The organism is Pseudoalteromonas shioyasakiensis (genome assembly GCF_001550135.1).
Classification (GTDB): domain Bacteria; phylum Pseudomonadota; class Gammaproteobacteria; order Enterobacterales; family Alteromonadaceae; genus Pseudoalteromonas; species Pseudoalteromonas shioyasakiensis.
In genome coordinates this window covers 78,375-97,176 of the sequence record NZ_LRUE01000002.1, presented here as the reverse complement: position 1 = coordinate 97,176, position 18,802 = coordinate 78,375, and the positions used below count along the sequence as shown (strand labels likewise).

General features: G+C 40.3%; 16 protein-coding genes. 3 read left to right on the top strand and 13 right to left on the bottom strand.

Translation table 11 applies throughout. The features are described from left to right. Window positions 1-45: 45 nt before the first annotated feature. The 3 genes from clpB to rluD all read right to left on the bottom strand — a co-directional run bounded on the left by clpB (window position 46) and on the right by rluD (window position 4,426). Window positions 46-2,622 carry an ATP-dependent chaperone ClpB gene (clpB, locus tag PASHI_RS01050; RefSeq protein ID WP_054561895.1) on the bottom strand — a complete coding sequence of 859 codons (2,577 nt, stop codon included), beginning with the start codon at window positions 2,620-2,622 and terminating at the stop codon, window positions 46-48. A gap of 98 nt (window positions 2,623-2,720) precedes the next feature. Further along, entirely contained in the window at window positions 2,721-3,443 is a 723-nt protein-coding gene (pgeF, locus tag PASHI_RS01045) for a peptidoglycan editing factor PgeF (protein ID WP_062564292.1), read from the bottom strand. A 5-nt stretch (window positions 3,444-3,448) separates the two neighbouring features. Beyond that, the gene (gene rluD / locus PASHI_RS01040) at window positions 3,449-4,426 is read right to left on the bottom strand and encodes a 23S rRNA pseudouridine(1911/1915/1917) synthase RluD (RefSeq protein WP_058585463.1); all 978 of its coding nucleotides are present in this window, start codon (window positions 4,424-4,426) and stop codon (window positions 3,449-3,451) included. A 129-nt stretch (window positions 4,427-4,555) separates the two neighbouring features. On the opposite strand from rluD, the gene PASHI_RS01035 reads away from it, so the two are divergent. Beyond that, complete coding sequence (locus PASHI_RS01035; RefSeq protein ID WP_054561898.1) at window positions 4,556-5,314, top strand: outer membrane protein assembly factor BamD; 759 nt, start codon at window positions 4,556-4,558, stop codon at window positions 5,312-5,314. Window positions 5,315-5,410: 96 nt separating this feature from the next. Here the strand turns inward: PASHI_RS01035 and PASHI_RS01030 are convergent, their stop codons facing one another. Then, entirely contained in the window at window positions 5,411-5,749 is a 339-nt protein-coding gene (locus PASHI_RS01030; protein ID WP_054551748.1) for a P-II family nitrogen regulator, read from the bottom strand. A 138-nt stretch (window positions 5,750-5,887) separates the two neighbouring features. Between PASHI_RS01030 and PASHI_RS01025 the strand changes: the two genes are divergently transcribed. Continuing rightward, window positions 5,888-6,436 (top strand): GspH/FimT family pseudopilin, encoded by a 549-nt coding sequence (locus tag PASHI_RS01025; RefSeq protein WP_062564291.1) that lies wholly within the window; start codon window positions 5,888-5,890, stop codon window positions 6,434-6,436. 72 nt (window positions 6,437-6,508) lie between these two features. Further along, window positions 6,509-7,048, top strand: coding sequence for a GspH/FimT family protein (locus PASHI_RS01020; protein ID WP_062564290.1), 540 nt, complete (start codon window positions 6,509-6,511; stop codon window positions 7,046-7,048). 6 nt (window positions 7,049-7,054) lie between these two features. Here PASHI_RS01020 and PASHI_RS01015 read toward each other — a convergent pair whose 3' ends face one another. The 9 genes from PASHI_RS01015 to PASHI_RS00975 form a co-directional block, all read right to left on the bottom strand. Further along, window positions 7,055-7,480 (bottom strand): type IV pilin protein, encoded by a 426-nt coding sequence (locus PASHI_RS01015; protein WP_058585466.1) that lies wholly within the window; start codon window positions 7,478-7,480, stop codon window positions 7,055-7,057. Between the two features lie 153 nt (window positions 7,481-7,633). Next, entirely contained in the window at window positions 7,634-10,849 is a 3,216-nt protein-coding gene (locus tag PASHI_RS01010) for a pilus assembly protein (RefSeq protein ID WP_062564289.1), read from the bottom strand. Window positions 10,850-10,861: 12 nt separating this feature from the next. Next, window positions 10,862-11,374, bottom strand: coding sequence for a pilus assembly PilX family protein (locus PASHI_RS01005; RefSeq protein WP_062564288.1), 513 nt, complete (start codon window positions 11,372-11,374; stop codon window positions 10,862-10,864). Between the two features lie 450 nt (window positions 11,375-11,824). Further along, entirely contained in the window at window positions 11,825-14,851 is a 3,027-nt protein-coding gene (locus PASHI_RS01000; protein ID WP_082710849.1) for a PilC/PilY family type IV pilus protein, read from the bottom strand. 15 nt (window positions 14,852-14,866) lie between these two features. Then, complete coding sequence (locus PASHI_RS00995) at window positions 14,867-15,349, bottom strand: pilus assembly PilX family protein (RefSeq protein WP_058585470.1); 483 nt, start codon at window positions 15,347-15,349, stop codon at window positions 14,867-14,869. Continuing rightward, on the bottom strand, window positions 15,337-16,326 hold the full coding sequence (locus PASHI_RS00990; RefSeq protein ID WP_062564286.1) for a PilW family protein: 990 nt from the start codon (window positions 16,324-16,326) through the stop codon (window positions 15,337-15,339). The genes PASHI_RS00995 and PASHI_RS00990 overlap by 13 nt, the downstream gene beginning before the upstream one ends. Window position 16,327: 1 nt before the next feature. After that, the gene (pilV, locus tag PASHI_RS00985; RefSeq protein ID WP_062564361.1) at window positions 16,328-16,882 is read right to left on the bottom strand and encodes a type IV pilus modification protein PilV; all 555 of its coding nucleotides are present in this window, start codon (window positions 16,880-16,882) and stop codon (window positions 16,328-16,330) included. A gap of 181 nt (window positions 16,883-17,063) precedes the next feature. Then, the gene (locus tag PASHI_RS00980; protein WP_290442266.1) at window positions 17,064-17,774 is read right to left on the bottom strand and encodes a LytR/AlgR family response regulator transcription factor; all 711 of its coding nucleotides are present in this window, start codon (window positions 17,772-17,774) and stop codon (window positions 17,064-17,066) included. Then, the gene (locus PASHI_RS00975) at window positions 17,771-18,796 is read right to left on the bottom strand and encodes a sensor histidine kinase (protein ID WP_062564285.1); all 1,026 of its coding nucleotides are present in this window, start codon (window positions 18,794-18,796) and stop codon (window positions 17,771-17,773) included. Before PASHI_RS00975 ends, PASHI_RS00980 begins: the two co-directional genes overlap by 4 nt. Between the last annotated feature and the right edge of the window lie 6 nt (window positions 18,797-18,802).

Sequence of the window (18,802 nt, the reverse complement as noted above, 5' to 3'; positions counted from 1 at the left end):
AAAAAGCCGCATCATAATTGATGCGGCTTTTGTTTTTAGGGCTAATTAACGACTCGAGAAAACAAGTCCATTCTCATCAGCATCAATATGGATGATGGCTCCTGGTTGGTAATCCCCTCCGAGCAGGCGCTGTGCTAATGGGTTTTCAATGGTATGTTGAATAGCACGTTTTAAAGGCCTTGCCCCATACACAGGATCAAAACCACTTTCAGCGATGCGGTCTAAAGCTGCATCCGTAACTTCAAGAATGTAGCCTTTTTCTGTTAATCGCTCACGTAGCTTACTTAACTGAATATCTGCAATTTCCTTAATGTGCTCATTAGCAAGTGGATGGAATACCACGGTTTCGTCGATTCGGTTAATAAACTCAGGGCGGAACTGACTAACTAATACGCCCATCACTTTTTCTTTTAACCCGGCATAATCATTTGAACCTGCTTGCTCTTGGATAATATCTGAACCCAAGTTAGAGGTCATGATGATCACGGTATTTTTAAAATCAACGGTACGGCCCTGACCATCTGTTAAGCGGCCATCATCAAGCACTTGCAGTAAGATGTTAAATACATCTGGGTGCGCTTTTTCGACCTCATCCAATAAGATGACGGAATACGGACGACGGCGTACAGCTTCAGTTAAATAGCCACCCTCTTCATAGCCAACATAACCTGGAGGTGCACCGACTAAACGTGCCACCGAGTGTTTCTCCATAAACTCCGACATATCAATACGCACCATGGCATCTTCAGTGTCAAACATGAAACTGGCTAGTGCTTTGGTCAGCTCAGTTTTACCCACCCCTGTTGGGCCTAAGAATAAGAATGAGCCGATTGGGCGATTTGGATCAGCAAGCCCTGCGCGAGAACGACGAATTGCATTTGCAACAGCTACAACAGCTTCATCTTGACCAATCACTTTGTGGTGTAATTGATCTTCCATTTGCAGTAGCTTTTCACGTTCGCCTTGCAGCATTTTCGATACCGGAATACCTGTCCAACGCGATAAAATCTCTGCGATTTCGTCTTCACCCACTTGGTTTTTAAGCAAGCTCATTTCTTGCATTTCTGCTTGTGAAGCAAGGTCGAGTTTGCGCTCAAGTTCAGGGATACGACCATATTGCAGTTCAGACATACGCTGTAAATCGCTGGCACGGCGTGCCACGTCTAAATCAAGGCGTGCCTGCTCAAGCTCTGCTTTGATAACTTGCGTGCCTTGCAGTGAGGCCTTCTCAGCATTCCACACTTCATCTAATTCGCGGTATTGCGCTTCAAGTTCAGTGATCAGCTCTTGCATTTCGGTGCGGCGCTTTTGACTCGCTTCGTCTTTTTCTTTCGCCAACGCGTTATCTTCCAGTTTTAACTGAATAATACGACGCTCTAGCTTATCTAAAGACTCTGGTTTTGAGTCAATTTGCAAACGAATTGAAGAACCTGCTTCGTCAATTAAATCTATTGCCTTATCTGGTAATTGGCGATCGCTAATGTAACGATGCGAAAGCTGCGCCGCAGCAACAATGGCCGGATCGGTAATATCAACTGAGTGATGCAGCTCATAACGCTCTTTTAAACCACGTAAAATCGCAATGGTGTCTTCAACCGATGGTTCATCAACAAATACCTTTTGAAAACGACGCTCAAGTGCCGCATCTTTTTCAATGTATTGACGATACTCATCAAGAGTTGTAGCACCCACGCAATGTAGCTCACCACGGGCAAGTGCAGGCTTTAACATATTACCCGCATCCATTGCACCGTCTGTTTTACCTGCGCCTACCATAGTATGAATTTCATCAATAAAGAGGATGACTTGGCCTTCTTCTTTGGCAAGCTCATTCAATACTGACTTTAAACGTTCTTCAAACTCACCACGGTATTTAGCGCCAGCAACCAAAGCACCTAAGTCGAGCGATAACACTCGCTTGTTTTTTAGGCCTTCAGGTACTTCACCATTGATAATACGTTGTGCAAGGCCCTCAGCGATCGCTGTTTTACCTACACCTGGCTCACCAATTAACACCGGATTATTTTTAGTTCGGCGCTGTAAAACTTGGATAGTACGACGAATTTCGTCATCACGACCAATGACAGGGTCAAGCTTACCTTGCTCTGCTCGCTCAGTTAAATCGATGGTGAATTTTTTTAATGCCTGACGAGTTTCTTCAGCATTTGGGTCTTCTACTTTTTGGCCACCACGAATGGCTTCAATTGCAGATTCAATCTTGCTAGAAGTAATATTCAGCGCTTTAAAAATGTCGCCTAATGGGCCTTTATCATCACACGCGGCAAGAACAAACAACTCACTCGAAATGAATTTATCTTTTCGTTTTTGAGCATATTTATCGCATAAGTTAATTAATGAAATCAGGTTATTTGACAGCTGAACATCGCCACCAATACCTTCAACTTTAAACAGTTTCTCGATTTCTTGGGATAACTTGGTGTTTAACTCATCAGCACTCACACCTGCTTGTGCAAGTAGCGCACGCACACTTGAACCATTTTGCTGAAGCAATGAATACATTAAATGCACAGGCTCAATAAATTGATGATCGCGCCCAAGTGCTAATGACTGCGCATCTGAAAGCGCAGATTGAAATTTACTTGTAAATCTATCTAAACGCATAAGGGTTTACCTATTAAAAAATCTAATTGCTTAATTAATGGGTATGCTTAGTGATTTGTTCAAGTAAAAGAAGAAAATTTAATCGCAAAAAAGGCGTATTAATTGCGCCAGATCAGGCTCGCCATACGGCCTGTTTGTCCGTCACGGCGATAAGAGAAAAACTGTGATTTTTCAGTAACAGTACAGTGCTCACCACCATACATTTTGACCACGCCTAATTGTGCTAATTGCTGACGTGCTAATAAATAGATATCAGCCATGTATTTTTCATGTTTGGCTGTAAAAGCTTGTTGATGCTCTGGGTTTTGTGAGCAAAAACACTCTCTTACTTCTTGCCCGACTTCAAATTGTAAAGGACCGATGGCTGGGCCTAACCAAGCAATAATATCGCTTGCTGGCGCTTGAAAGTGCGAAACCGTGTTTGCCAATATACCTTGCGCTAAACCACGCCAGCCACCATGGACAGCAGCGACTTCATCCCCAGAACTCGAGCAAAGCAATACTGGTAAACAGTCTGCGGTCATTATCGCCAGCGGCTGCTTTATTAAACGGGTGTAAAGCGCATCAGCAGAGCGTACTTGGCTTAAGTCAGACTGCTCATCAATTACGACTACATCGCTGCTATGTGTTTGGTTTAACCACACAGCAGGGTTTGGCAGCTGATTTGTAAGTAACGCGCGATTTGCAAGCACGGCTTGCTCATCATCACCAACATGTAAACCCACATTAAAACTATCAAAGGGTGCAACCGAAACACCGCCCTGTCGGGTGGTACTCAGCGCGCTAACAGAGTTTGGGGCAGTCCATGCTGGTGTGATCATAACGCTTAAAACTCGATATTTGGGTTTGCTTTAGTATCAGCGCGCAAAGCTTCTGTCATAGCTGCCATATCATCTGGAATTGGCGCTTGCCAAGTCATTAGCTCACCAGTGATTGGGTGCGCAATTGATAGCTTTACAGCATGTAATGCTTGGCGTTTAAAGTCGCGTAGCATTTGAAACAGCTCAGGTGTAGCACCTTTTGGCGGGCGCGGACGACCACCATACAGTTGGTCGCCAACTAATGGGTGATTTAAATAAGCCATGTGTACACGAATTTGGTGAGTACGACCTGTTTCTAGGCGTAAACGTAGGCGTGTATGTGCACGGAATTTTTCTGCAACACGGTAATGCGTCACAGCTGGTTTGCCCATTTCATGCACGGCCATGTGAGTACGCTTTGTCGCATGACGACCAATTGGTTTTTCAACCATGCCACCAGCTGTCATTGTGCCGTTACAAATTGCTTCGTATTCACGGGTGAAGTTTTCACGCTTTTGTAATGCAGATACTAGGTGTGTTTGTGCCGGAATTGTTTTCGCCACGACCATTAAACCTGTGGTGTCTTTATCTAGACGATGCACAATACCTGCACGAGGCACATTAATGATGTCAGGGTAATGATGTAGCAAAGCATTTAATACCGTGCCATCTGGGTTACCCGCCCCTGGATGTACTACTAATCCCATAGGTTTATTGATCACCAAAATATCATCGTCTTCATAAACGATGTTTAATTTGATATTTTGTGCCTCATATTCACGAGGGGCTTCGATGGTTGTTTCTACACTCACCACTTCGCCACCGAGTAGTTTTTCGCGCGGTGTGTTTAATATTTCGCCGTTTACAGTGATTTTATCATCCAAAATCCACGTTTTTATACGTGAACGAGAATAATCAGGGAACAATTGCGCTAATACTTGGTCTAGACGTTTACCGCCAAGGTCAATTGGAACCTCGGCTTGGAGAGAAATTTGCTCTGACATTAGTAACTTTACCCAATTTACCAGTGCAAGCTGTGCTCGACTGGGTTAGAATCGCTTTAATATAATACGTATAGTTTACTCGGTTTTCCTCACTTGGCCTAGCCGAAGACATCGAAGGTAAGAAATAAAATGATAAATAAAATAGGGAAACGTGCGTTCGCCATAGTTTTTTCAGTATCTGTACTTGGCTTAGGTGCCTGTTCATCAGCACCAGATCAAGAAGATATCCAACGCGTTCCTAATAAATCTGCGCAAGCTTTATATGAAGATGCAAAACAAACATTAGATTCTGGCTTGTACGCTCGTGCAATTGAGCTATTAAGTGCTATTGATTCTCGCTACCCTTTTGGTCCTCTATCAAAACAAGTACAAATGGACTTAGTGTTTGCGCATTATCAAGCAGGTAATACTGAACAAGCACTCGCAACTATCGACCGTTTCATTCGTTTAAACCCAAACCACAAAGATTTGGATTACATGTACTACATGCGTGGCTTGGTGAATATCAAAGCGGATGAAAACGCATTCCAAGAATATTTTGGTGTAGACCGTGCCGACAGAGATGCAAACCGTACTCGTGTCGCATTTACTGATTTATCAACGCTTTTAAAACGTTTTCCTAACAGTGCCTACGCACCAGAAGCGAAAAAGCGTTTAGTGTGGCTACTGAATAAAATGGCACGCTACGAGTTAAAAGTTGCCGAATACTACTATGAGCGTGAGGCATACCTTGCTGCTGCAAACCGTGGTAAATATGTGGTTGAGCACTACTCACAAAGCAGCTACCTTGATCAAGCACTAGAGATCATGGAAAAAAGCTATAACAAGCTTGGCTTACCTGAACTAAGTGAACACGCTAAAGCAACGCGAGAAGCTAACAAGCGTTAAAATAGACTAAAATCAAAAAAGGCGCCTTAGGCGCCTTTTTTAATGTTTGCGATCGAATATACCCAAACCACCTCAAGGTGCGAGTGTCAGTTGGAATTAAATCGCGTCTTCATCTTCTTCTGCAGTACGAATACGTACAACACGCTCAACGTCAGTGACAAAGATTTTACCGTCACCAATTTTACCTGTTTGCGATGTTTTAACGATAACATCGATAGCACGGTCTACATCTTCATCGCTTAATACGATATCTAATTTTACCTTAGGTAAAAAGTCCACCATATACTCAGCACCGCGATAAAGCTCAGTGTGTCCTTTTTGACGGCCAAAACCTTTTACTTCGCTTACCGTCATCCCTGTGATGCCCACATCTGATAATGCTTCGCGTACATCATCAAGCTTAAATGGTTTAATAATTGCTTCGATTTTTTTCATTTTCGGGTTACTTATTATTTCTCGATTGCCTCGATTTTAGACAATCCCATTGCTGATGGCAAACAAAGCTATGAATTACGGTGATTAAATCAGCAATCATGATATTATTAAACAAAGTGATTCAAAATAGAGACAACAATGAAATCATTACAACGGGGTTTTACATTATTAGAGCTGATGGTCACGCTTGCTATTGTGGGTATCGTTGCACTGATAGCACTATGGGATAGCTCAGATATGCTTGAAAATGACCGAGCTGAGAGCTACCTATTAGAGTTAAAACGTACACTCAGCTTTGCACGCGCAAAAGCAACAAGTAGTGATGCAATTATTGTTGTTTGTAGTGGTAATACCAACAGTATCGAAACCAATATACGCACTCGTTGTTTATTTAATTGGGATAACGGTAGTGTATTTGTATTTTTTGATTCAAACCAAAATGGTGTTTACAACCCAAAGGTTGGCGATATCATTTTAAGAGTCATGGAAGAAGTGCCTGAGAACAGTCAGTTAAATTTCACTGGCGATAACTTTATCACATTTGATACCAGCGGTATGCTCACTTCAGATCCAGGAAAATTCACTTATTGCCCTTCAAAAGCTGATAACGATAATAACAAACAACTAGAAGTATTTGCCTCAGGGACTGCTTTATATATTGGTACTACGACAGATGTCTGTAATTAAGCTTGGTAAATTGACAGCCCACACTCTCGAATTATAGTTAAATAAACAGTCGCAAATTTGGAGTCTTCAAGGATGAAGGCATTTACAACTCTGCGCAGCCTCAATGGGGCGACGTTAATTGAAAGCCTCTTAGTGCTATCAATCTTATCACTCCTGCTGCATATTGCCTTATTTGAATATAAGCCACTTCTGGCTACAAACCGTTTAGAAAGCAACATGCAAACGATGAAAAGAGCACTGCAGTTTACTCGCCTAAAAGCGCAAACAAATGATGCCTATGTCACCTTCTGCGCCTTAAAACACAACAGATGCAACAAAGCTATATGGTACAAATCGTTAACCGTTTTTGTAGACAAAGGCGAACTAGGTGTATTTGAAAGTGGTGATACTAAACTAATGGAAATCGAAGCTATAAGTAAGTTTGACATGCTGACGTACCAGCGTCATGCAGTTACGTTTAGCCCTGCGGGTATGCCGATGGGGCTAGGCAATGGTACTTTCATTTACTGCCCAGAATATAGTAAAGCAAGCCTCAAAGGGCTTGCAATTAGGGTCAGTCCGATAGGCCGAGTTAGATTAATTGATACAGATAGGTGCCAAACTGATAATTAATAAAGCTTATTTACCCCAACAGGTGCTTGAGTCAGCAGACCCTGTTGACGTTTTTAAACCTGTATCAGAAATAGACAATGTTTCACATTCAGCATCTTGTAATGGTGGGCCAGATTTAGGTGTTGCCTTAAATGTAAATGTACCTGCATCATTATCTACCTTAACACTAATGGTATAAAAGTTACTTTCTGTTGTCGTAGAAACACCTAAATCAGCAATTGTGCTTGTATATTCTCGGTTATCGACAAAGTATTGCTCTTGTTTATTAGCTGCATCTAATAACGAAGTAATTGCCTCAGTTCGAGCGGTACGTTTTACGTGCTCAAAATAACTAGGAATAGCAATGCTAGCGATGATCCCCAAGATAGCTACAGTAATCATCAGCTCGATTAGCGTAAAACCATTATGACTCTTTGTTCTTATAAAGTTCATATTTTAAAAACCTATATAATTGTTTTTTAGAGGAATTACCTCTATTTGTTCTTATCTTAGATGGCTAACAATAATTATGCAATTTAGGCGAGTATTCAAATAGCTACCACATGCTCTGCCTTAACATGTAAGGCAGAGCAGTCACTTAGTGTTTTATTGGCTATTATCGTTTCGCTCTTGCTTATAAATGAAAGTTTGTTGTGTTTTAAAGCCAAAGCCAATAGGTACTGCATCACTTACTAGTTTAATTTTACCATCTTCGATAACTAAACCTGGACCTTGGATCTCTTGTACTTTCAGTGGATTTTGTTCACCTTTGATACCTGGACCAATGGTTAAAAACTGGCTTTGCTCTTTAACCTTTTCATCTGTGTTGTCATCACAGTAACCATCGCTATTACCATCAACACAGCTGTCACCTACACCAAAATAAAGTTGAGGAGTATCAGGAACATCATTCGAGGTAGTAAATTTCAAGCTGTCATACACTTTTGTACCGTAATGTAAGTGGAAAGCGTATAAACTTCCTGAACCACCAGTTAGTGAACACTGATTCGCTGTTTCTGTAGATGAAGCTGGTGTATAGGTTGTGAAATAAGCGACACCACCGATAACTGTACTTGCTGCAAGGGATTTTTCACCTGCAGAAGCTAAATTGTAATACCAACCGTGATACTCACCTAACTCAATTTCTAAGTCAGTAAATTTATCAACGTCGTCCAGTGCATTTCCAAATGGATCAGAATCCATATTCATCAAGTCTGCTTGTGTAATTGCTGCGGGTACATCACTACCAAGGAATGGCTGAGTTACCGTATTGATATCACGGATCATAAATAACTGATCGTTGGTAACAGTGCCCGTTGGTTTAGAGCGGTTACCACTACCTATTAGCACAGCATCAAATGGCGTATCAATTCGTGTAGTTACTGTTTCACCATTGACGGCCGTTTCTGATACTTTGCTGAACATAGTTCTTGCAATCAAAGGCTTATAGAAGAAACGGCGATCTTGGGTTGAAAGTGCACTCCCTAAGCTTGCTAATTTAAAATGTGTCCATGGGTTTTCTGAATCTGTGGGGCTGTCAGAAGGCATATCAACACGCCACACATCACCGCCTGTATCCGTTGCATATAGCCTATCAATATAGCCATCATAGTCAGAATCTAAGATGCTAATATCTGATGCAATACTATGCTTACCTAAAAAGCTATTCTCACTCGGCGTTAATGCCCACACTTTTTTACCCGTTTGCGCGTCAACAATAAAAATACCACGTCCATGAGAATCATCAGTACGAATAACATTGTCTTTGTTTGTATCATAACCCGCGCCAAAAATAAGCACTGGTCTGTCTTTGTAACCGTCTAGATTCACATAAGTAACAGAAGGTTTAGACCAAGTTTGCCCTAATTCTTTAAAGTCGCCTGTGCCACCTACAATTGGTTGATCCCACAGTAGACTTGGCGAGTCTGGGTTAGTTATGTCGAGTCCGTAGTAGTAATTTCCACCGCGTCTTAAGCCAAAGAATGCCCAAACTCGGTCTGAGCCATTTACTACTCCATCACTATTTTTATCATCAAAGAATACTGAGATTGGCCCGTCAACACCATAAACCTTGGTATCTGCTTGGTTATCACGAAGTGGCTTTATTATTTTATACAAGCTTCTGGGGATAAACGCCCAGCTTTCACTTAGCACATCATTTTTATCTTGGAACATGTGCAAGTAACCGGCATTAGTGCCTATTAAAACTCGGATATCATCATTACCATAATCAATTGTTACAGGTTTTGAATGCAGCGGATCACCAAAGATGTCTTTACGTGAATCCGTTGTCGATCCATCTTTGTCTTCATCATCAATATCTAGGCCTCTTGACCAATTAATAAGGTCTTCAACTTCATCCGGATCAGCTTCAAAATCAACGGCAGCCTTGTCTATAGTCCCGTAATGGAATACAACCCGATAACGGGTAAAGTTAAGCATGCGACCGTTGACATTTGTTAGTACTTTACGCCCTTCATTCGGCACGCTAGAAGAGTTAGACAAATACAGATTTACACCACCTAGCTCAACTGAATTACCATCAGCGCTTTCACCGCTAGGCAGCCAAAAAGTTTTAGCGTCTTTATCGATTAAACCATCTTCATTTAAAGCAGGTTTACCATCCTTATCGATTATCTGATCGCCAGATACTTTTAATTTTTTCAGATTACCACGCCAACGGGCCCCTGTTTTTGGATAAAACATCGCATAATAAATTGATTCGCGGCTGCGTGTTTGGTCAACATTGTTACTTGCAATTGATGGTGCCGTGAAAGTATCGTTCACTTCTCGAATTTGAGTAATGGTATTTTTAAGGGCTTCAGAAAGTTGCTCTGCAGTATTGGCATGTAGGTACTTACCGCCACCTTCAGCTGCCGTTTCAGATAGTAAGCGCTTACCATTATCACTCATGCCTGAGCCAAAACCTATGGTATAGACACGACCTGTTTCGTGGATGTCTGTCGTCGTTGGCCTTAAATCAACTTCAACATCATCAGTACCGTGAATAATTTTTGCAAGCTTGTGTAAATACACTCCGGCAATTTTATCGCTATCACTTAAATAACTACCAAAATACGACTTGTGTAACGCGCTAATATTAGAGTCTTGTTCATTATCAGAACCCGCTGACGGGTCACCGTCAGTCATGTAGATTACGTTAACTGAGTTATCACAGCGTTTTACTTCTTCTGAATTATCAAACGGGGAAATATATGAGCTGTTATAAGCAATGCGAGGCTCATCCCAACAAACATACCTCCATCCCCTGTTATAGCGCCATTCACATACCTCCTCCATATATGTACTTGTTTCGGTCTTCTCTATGGACGTATCACGTAGTGCGGCATTAACTTTTTCACCATAGAAAAGGCTTTGCCCTGTTATATAAAGATAGGCTTCCCAAAGCGTTTCGGTCAGTGGTGTCCCGCCATCGGCTGGAAGCCCTGCAATTGTGGTCTTTAAGGCTGATATATCTGAACCAATGCCTGCAAGTACATAGCCACCATTGGTGCTGTTAAAACGCATTAAGCCAAAATCAATGTCATCGTTACCATCAACCAGTTTAGTAATAGCATCTTGCGCAACGCCTAAACGACTATCACTACATAAAATATAACCACCTGAGTAGCCACAACTGTTACCTGAACTAGTTGAAAAAGCCATACTACCTGAGGTATCAAAAACAATAAGAACCCGAGGTTTTTCATCTAGATTGGCATTGTGATTGACATATAATTCAATATCTTCAGCGTGACCCAAAAAACTAAACACTGCTAAAGAAGTTAGCAGTATACGTTGAGTTATTTTTTCTAAATTCATCACTTTTCTCCACTAACCACCGGTATTGAGGCTAGCCATTTCTTGGGCAACGCCTGTGCTGATCGTTAAGGTATGTTTACTCTTAGTGCCATAAGTAATAGTGGTATCTACTTGGACCATGTTACATGACACACCGGCGGTAAAGTTAAATTTACGTGGGCATGGTAAATCTAGCGCACCATTATTTAGATTTGTCATAGTATTAGATGCGCCATCCATATCATCCATACCAAAACCGCCCTCAGGTATTTCAGATGCCTTCATTAAAAAAGCACTATTGCCACCTGCTGCCGCTTCATTAGCAATAACTTTTTGCACTGTACCAATTAAGCTATTTTCTGCAGTCTCACGCTCTTGAGCTGAGTTTGTAATTTTTATATCTACACTGCTGCTATTCATTAAAGTCACAGCTATACCTGTCACAGCAACGACCATAATCAAAGCAATAATAAGCACAATGCCTTGCTGTTTTTGTATATTAGGAACACTGTTTTTTCTATTTCGATTAATTGAAAAGTTTTTCATAGCAAACCTTCGTGTTGATATTTCATCCACATCTCGCCTAGTAATATCCAAGTCAGCAAAACAAAATCAGGTAAAAGTGTTTTTAAACTTAAAACACGCAACCAATTAATGCTAACTAATTAGTATTATAATAAATACACAACATCATTCCAGTTATTTATTAAAATATTTAAAGATTTAATGAAAGAAAAAGAAGAAAGTTAAAAAATAAAATCTCAATTAATTTAAAATGTTACAAAACGCCTAGAATCAAGATAAAAAATCAACCAAATTACAACAGGTTAAATGTAAACTTTTCAGGACAAAGTTACGACAGGAGATTATAAATACTAAATAAACAGCAATAAAATAGCGATTATAAAAACATTCAACCCAGACAAGTTTCCGGGTTGAAAACACAGTTTTAATAAAGAAAAATTAAATATAAAAATTAAGAAACAAACAGTTTAATCATAAGCTATTATCATTTCTTTCTTGCTTATAAATATAACTTTGATGAACTTCTAATTTAAGTGGTTCCTCATCATAAAGCCGAACATTGCCATTTTCATCAACGCTAGGAGTTGGCCCATTAACTACTTTAGCCGCAATTTTCTCACAGTTTTCAGTACAATTTGGGTCTTTATTTGGTAGTGGAAATATATACACATCACCATCTTCAACATACATAGTTGGTGTATCTGGTAACTCTGCCGCTGTTGGGGTTCTTAACCAATCATACACTTTGGTTCCATAGTGAAGATGAAATGCATAAAGATAACCTTGTCCTTCTGCAATTGAGCACTGTGAATCCGATGATGAACTGGTATCTGGTTTATAGGTAGTAAAGTAAGCAACGCCTCCTAACACGGTAGCCTTCGAAGTTGCCTTTTCACCCCACCCTAAATTATAAAACCAACCATCTTTTTCAGCTAAATCAGCTTCTAATTCAACAAAGTCTTCCAAACTGTCAGTAACTTTGGCAAATGGGTCACTATTTACATTCATTAAATTTGATTGCCAAATTAAATCTGGTATTTCTTCCTCTTCAAAGCTTCGAGTTACTGTATTTACATCTCGAATCATATAGAGCTTATCAGCAACTTTTAAATTCAATGGATCTGTGCGATCACCACTACCAATCAGTACTGCATCAAATGGGGTATCAATTCTTGAGTAAGTTGTTTCATCATCAAGTGTTGTTTCTGTTACTTTACTGAAAAGAGTTCTTGAAACATATGGCTCATAAAAAAAGCGGCGGTTATTATTACCTAATTTTGCAAGTTGAAAGTGCGTCCAATTTTTTTTGTTGTTTGTTGCCAAGTCAACTCGCCAAACTCCACCACCAGTATCACTTGCATACAATCTGTCAGTGTAACCATCGTAATCAGAATCAAGTAAATGTATGTCTGACGCTATACTGTGCTGCCCTTTAAAGCCACCTTCTGAGTTTGTTAACGCCCAAACTTGTTTTCCAGTTTCTGCATCAACAATGTATAAGCCTCGCCCTTTAGAATCTGTTGAGATTGAATTATCTTTATTCGTGTCGTAGCCAGCACCAAAAACCAATAGCGGTCTATCTTCATAGCCTTTAAGGTTGATAAATGTAATTTGAGGTTTAGACCATGTTTGTGCTAGTTCTAAAAATTTTCCATCACCACTTTTTAATGGCCCTCCCCACATCAGAGAAGGTGAATTAGGGTTAGTTATATCTAAACCGTAATAGCTACTACCACCTCGACGTAATCCGAAAAATGCCCATACCCTGTCATCATTATTAACGATGCCGTCTTCGTTTTTATCATCAAAATAAACGGTTATAGGGCCATCCACTCCATACACTTTTGTGTGTAACTTTTTATCGCGTAATGGCTTAATAATTGAGTACAGTTCCGCAGGCATAAATGCCCAGCTTTCGCTTAATACATCGTTTCTGTCCCTAAACATATGTAAATAGCCCGCATTAGTACCAATAAGAATACGAACATCATTGTAGCCATAATCTATCGTAACAGGCTTAGAGTGCAGTACATCACCAAAAATATCATGGCGAGAATCGTCTGTTGAACCGTCCTGATCTTCATCATCAACATCAAGTCCACGAGACCAGTTTATAAGATCAAAGACTTCATCGGGGTCTGAATCAAAATTAACTGCAGCCTTAAATCGATTTCCATAATGGATTATGACTCTGTAAGCCGTAAAGTTGAGCATTCGACCACCAGATAAGTTTGTGATCACTTTCCGGCCTTTATTTGGAATACTCGATTGTTCAGCTAGATAAGCATTTACACCGCCTTTCTCAACATATCCACCATCAGCAATGAGATTGCTGTTGGATTGCCAATACGTTTTTGCTGTTGATAAAATCGCCCCGTCATTACCAAGGGCGGAGGCAAGGTTGGCATCAACTACGACACCACCAGATACTTTTAGCTTTTTAAGGTTCCCTCGCCACCGAGCATCGTTTGAAGGTAAAAACATAGGAAAATAAACTGCATCACGATGTGATAATTTATCTGAATTATTTGATGCTACCGATGGCGAAGAAAAAGTTGAGTTGACCTCTCTGATATCGGTAAGAACATCATCAAATGCATCACTTAGCGCTTTTGCAGACTCTGCGAAAATATAACTACCCCCACCATTATCAGCAGTCGCCTGTAAAATGTCTCCTGCGTTTTTAACTAAGCCTTTACCAAAACCAATCGTGTAAACATTTGCGCCATCTACAACACTTGTTTCAGGGTATATATCCCTATTTTCTTTCTCTTTACCATGAAGAATTGTTGCCATTGAGGGTAAATGACTATTACCCACTTTTTTAGGTGAAGTGCCATAAATACTTTTATATAAGTTTTCTATATATTTATCCTGACCGACATCATAGTAAGGTTCACCGTCTGTCATCAATATAATATTTACGCTATTATCGCATCGTACTGGATCACCTGAGTTCTGCTTGAAAGGAGAAATATACTTACCATTTGATTCTGTTGAACTATCTCTTTTAGCTGGTTCAACCAGATTCGCGAAAAAAAGGTCATCTCCTATTAAGTATCGCCATGTTTCAGTAATAGTTTCAACTAATGGGGTTCCTAATTCTAGATCAGTGATGTCCCAATTTCTGAGAGTATTTTTAATCGAATTATGATTTGTTCCAATCCCATGGACAATATAACCACCAGTACCTTTAATAAGCCGCATTAAACCAAACTCAATATCAGTATTGTCATTGATTAATTTAATCATCGCCTCCTGTGCGACTTCTAAACGACTTCCTTCAGGGCATAGTATTAGTTTTCCTTTATCTCTACAGGCTTTGCCCGTTTCTATAGAGAATGCCATGCTATTTGATGTATCAAAAACAAGTAAGACCCGTAATTTTTCATCTTCCGCTACGTCATAATTTACATATAGATCTATATCTTCAGCATAAAGGTTTTGGCAAAATACACATGCAAAAATAAAAAATAGGCTGTTTAACTTCATTTTCATACTCGCCTTACTCCATTAATTTCCACTATTTAAGCTCAGCATTTCTTGAGCAATCCCTGTTGTAATAGTGAGGTTATGCTTACTTTTAGAGCCATATTCAATCACTGAATTAATCTCAACCATATTGCATCTTAAGCCTGCAGTATCATCAAAACGTCTTGGGCACCTTAAAGCCATAGGGCCTTCATTTTTGTTAAACATGGTATTAGATGTGTCATTTGTATTACCTAGATCGAGGCCTGTTTCAGGAACTTGCCCTCTACTAAAGAAAAACCGGCTGTTACCTAATTTTTTTGCTTCATTAGCAATGACGTTTTGTACATCACCAATTAATTCATTCTCTGCCGCTTCTCTCTCTTGAGCGGCATTTGTGATTTTAATATCTACACTACTGCTGCTCATCAAAGTTACAGCAATACCGGTTATCGCAATAACCATGATCAAAGCAACGATTAATACAACACCTTGTTGCTTATGCATCATAGTTAAATGCGCCATAAGTTTGCCCCAACATTGTTCAAGCGGATAGTGGTCGTAAATAGTGCGCGTCGGTAGTTATCGTCAAATGTAAGAACGCGGCTATTTGCGTCTTCACCCAATGTATAAGTTTGATTTTTCAACTTAAGGTTTGAATCTGGTAAAAGCGATCTCACAAGTAAGAATACTTGCACTGTCAAAATACCACGGCGATTTTCCCAATCAGTGTTGGTCATCTGGCTGATACTTTTATATGTATCAACACGACTGTTATTTGTAGTATCAAGACCAAACACAAAGTGCATATTTTCTACCCCTTCCATAACCGTTTCAGTTGTCATGCCCCCAGAAGGAGTTAAGCGTTTACGTCTAAGTAAAGGAACAGACACTCTTTGGTCATTAATGGTGTAGGTTTGCTTTGCTATGTAATAAACATGATGTCGATAACGCCAAATCGTAGCATTACCATTTACAGCTGCTGCCGCGATTGGGCCGCGCTGAAACTCAGCAAGCTCTTGCTCGGCAATAAAATAGTAATAGTTATCGCTAGTATCGACAGGTTGAATTTGTAAGCCTTCTAAAAACTTAATTTGCAGTACATCTGTATTTTTCTCAACATTGTTTATACATCCAAGGGCTGAGTTACCGGTTGTTTGCACTGCATAAACGGAGCGAAAGTTACTGGTTGCAGCTGTATCTGGAAAGCTGCCATTATTAAGGCCTTCTGAACAATCATTACCGGGATTTCCTAAACTGTTTGTATTTGCATCTGAGAAAGAGTCTTCATAAAACGTGCCCCAAAAACCAATCTGTTCAATATCACGTTGCATGATATTCATAGCCAGTCTACCAGTTTCTTGTAGCTCACCAATTGTCATCGTGTCACGAGTTGTTGATTTCATGCTTATATAGGTAAACATCACCCCGCCGAGCACCACACCTCCGATGAATAAAGCAACCATCATCTCGACGAGAGTAAATCCATTATGCTTTTTCATATCAAGACCTTAAATAAATATAGCTTTGTAGAACAATCAAACGTCGCTTATCGCCTTTAGAACCACAATCAATTGCAGCTGTATCTTTATTAGCACTAAGTTCTTGACGTCCTTGCCAACTGATCACAACCTCAATATTGAATTCGCTGGCATTGCCTGCAGCAACGGGAGTACTACTAATGCACACAGTTGCATCGTCTAAAGCGCCGGTGTTTTCACGAGCCTGAATTGCACGCACCCACTGTTGTTTATCTAATTCTGCCAATTGCTGAGCACTACATGCTGAGTTATAGCAACTCAAACTCGTATTTAGAGCTGTATCACTATCGAAAGTGCCATTATATAACGCTGCAAAGCCAGGTGAGTCGTTCGCTCGCATACGCTGGATAATGTCATTACCAAGTGCTACAGCAGCTGCACGCTGCATAGAATCAAAGCTTGCCTGCTTCGCTTTTGCTTGCAGGGCCACAGCGCCTAATAAACCAAAGCTTAAAATAACAAAGGCAATAAGCACTTCAATAAGCGTAAAGCCTTGCTGCTCAGAATGTTTAATCATGATGAAGTTCATAGATACTTTTACATACCGTAAGAATATTACGGCACAAATAAATAACAATCTGTATATGGACGAGCGGTCAAAATGCGCGATAAACGGTACTTAAACTTTGCTCAAAGTTAGATAATGACTACTAAAGAAAGTAATTATTGAAGATAAGATGCTGCAATGAAGATTGTTATTATTTACCCATTACAGATTTAACATTTTTAAGCTCTCGACGACTAACTGCCAAAGGCTCTTCATACTGCTTCATCGTAACTGTATGCCCACCTGAAGATGGGCTATTAAGGCTAACAATATGTTGCTTATTCACAAGTGTATTACGGTGAACTCTAAGTAGCTGCAGCGGATAGGTTTGCTCTAGTTGCTTTAAACTTTGCTCAACAAGTGCCTCACCTCCAAAAAACACTACTCGAGTATATTTTTGCTCTGCGATACAGCAAACCACATCATCTACATTAACTCGTCGTATTACACCTGCAAGTTGATAACTAATGTAGTTATTTTCGGGGGCAGTTACTTGAGTACGGTTTAATTTACTCAGTTGCGTCATTGCTTTGGTTAATGCCTGCTCAGAAACAGGTTTAACTAAATAGCCATCAACAGCGAGCTCAAATGCAGTTAATGCGTGCTCTGAATGGGCCGTTAAAAACATAACTGCAGGCGGGATCGAAAACTGTTTTAGCTCTGCGGCCACTTCAAGGCCAGACTGCTTAGGCATATTAATATCAAGCATTACTAAATCGGGCTGGAGCTGCTTACAAAGTTCAATTGCTTGCTCACCATTACTTGCTTCACCAACAATAGTGCAACCCTCATTTGCAGCTAATAAACGTTTTATACGTGCCCTTGCTAGTGGTTCATCATCAGCAATCAAAACTTTTATCATGCATCCCTCTGCTTTGGTATTACCAGCTTCACTCTAAATACATCATCACGAATTGTGGTCGTCAGCTGTGCTTTTTGTTGATAGAAAAGCGCCAAACGTTGGCGGATATTATCCAGTGCCATCCCATTTCCTGTTCGTGAGTTATTCACTTCTGCAGCTACAGGATTCGTTATGATAAAGGTATAAGCTTTATCCGATTGATGCATTTCAACAGAAATATTGCCCAGCTCTGCGGGCTCGACGCCATAAAATACCGCATTTTCAATAATTGGCTGTATTGTTAAACACGGAATATCAATGTCTGGCAACTCGTCAGGTAATTGCCAGCTTAATGCTAGGCGTTCGCCATAGCGCCAACGCTCAAGGGCTACATACTGTTGGCATAAAGTGATTTCATCAGTAAGCTTTATGGCTTTACCACTGCGCATAGCAGCCTGTGACAGCGCCGCCAGCGCTAAAATTGCTTGTTCAGCCGCGTCAGCATCATAATGTGTCAGCTCAGCAGCAGTGTTCAAACTATTAAACAAAAAGTGAGGACGAATTCTTGCTTGTAAGGCATCAAGCTCAGCCTGCGCTAACGCTTTAGTTTGCTGCTCTTTTTGATTATGAATAAGCAAAAATTGGCTGAATAGCGCCGTTACCAAAAATATGATCAGTAAATTGCTGATAATAAAGTTAGCCCTCGACTCCATAGCGAACACATCTGAAAACACTGACAAAAACAGCCAACTAAAAACAGACGTTAATGCCAGTAAAGTGGATATCAGAATGAATAACTGCTTTGAATGTGACAGCTCTGTAAGTAAGGCTCGGCACACATACAGTAACGACAAGCTAGAAAGGAAGATTAGATGTAAAAAGCAGCTAAATATAGCAAGGCGTAACCAAACATCACCTAAACTCATGGGTGAGAAGGCGAGTAAAATAGCAATGACTTGGCTGACGATCAGTGTGGCAAGGACACCACGAGATTGAAAAAGAGCCGCAATCAGCAAGCCGTTTGAATTTGGCTGTTTGCTCATGGGCTC

Bases quoted from the DNA above. Each gene is read 5' to 3' on its own strand.
- clpB (WP_054561895.1), bottom strand. From the start codon at position 2,622: ATGCGTTTAGATAGATTTACAAGTAAATTTCAATCTGCGCTTTCAGAT.
- pgeF (WP_062564292.1), bottom strand. From the start codon at position 3,443: ATGATCACACCAGCATGGACTGCCCCAAACTCTGTTAGCGCGCTGAGT.
- rluD (WP_058585463.1), bottom strand. From the start codon at position 4,426: ATGTCAGAGCAAATTTCTCTCCAAGCCGAGGTTCCAATTGACCTTGGC.
- PASHI_RS01035 (WP_054561898.1), top strand. From the start codon at position 4,556: ATGATAAATAAAATAGGGAAACGTGCGTTCGCCATAGTTTTTTCAGTA.
- PASHI_RS01030 (WP_054551748.1), bottom strand. From the start codon at position 5,749: ATGAAAAAAATCGAAGCAATTATTAAACCATTTAAGCTTGATGATGTA.
- PASHI_RS01025 (WP_062564291.1), top strand. From the start codon at position 5,888: ATGAAATCATTACAACGGGGTTTTACATTATTAGAGCTGATGGTCACG.
- PASHI_RS01020 (WP_062564290.1), top strand. From the start codon at position 6,509: ATGAAGGCATTTACAACTCTGCGCAGCCTCAATGGGGCGACGTTAATT.
- PASHI_RS01015 (WP_058585466.1), bottom strand. From the start codon at position 7,480: ATGAACTTTATAAGAACAAAGAGTCATAATGGTTTTACGCTAATCGAG.
- PASHI_RS01010 (WP_062564289.1), bottom strand. From the start codon at position 10,849: ATGAATTTAGAAAAAATAACTCAACGTATACTGCTAACTTCTTTAGCA.
- PASHI_RS01005 (WP_062564288.1), bottom strand. From the start codon at position 11,374: ATGAAAAACTTTTCAATTAATCGAAATAGAAAAAACAGTGTTCCTAAT.
- PASHI_RS01000 (WP_082710849.1), bottom strand. From the start codon at position 14,851: ATGAAAATGAAGTTAAACAGCCTATTTTTTATTTTTGCATGTGTATTT.
- PASHI_RS00995 (WP_058585470.1), bottom strand. From the start codon at position 15,349: ATGGCGCATTTAACTATGATGCATAAGCAACAAGGTGTTGTATTAATC.
- PASHI_RS00990 (WP_062564286.1), bottom strand. From the start codon at position 16,326: ATGAAAAAGCATAATGGATTTACTCTCGTCGAGATGATGGTTGCTTTA.
- pilV (WP_062564361.1), bottom strand. From the start codon at position 16,882: ATGATTAAACATTCTGAGCAGCAAGGCTTTACGCTTATTGAAGTGCTT.
- PASHI_RS00980 (WP_290442266.1), bottom strand. From the start codon at position 17,774: ATGATAAAAGTTTTGATTGCTGATGATGAACCACTAGCAAGGGCACGT.
- PASHI_RS00975 (WP_062564285.1), bottom strand. From the start codon at position 18,796: ATGAGCAAACAGCCAAATTCAAACGGCTTGCTGATTGCGGCTCTTTTT.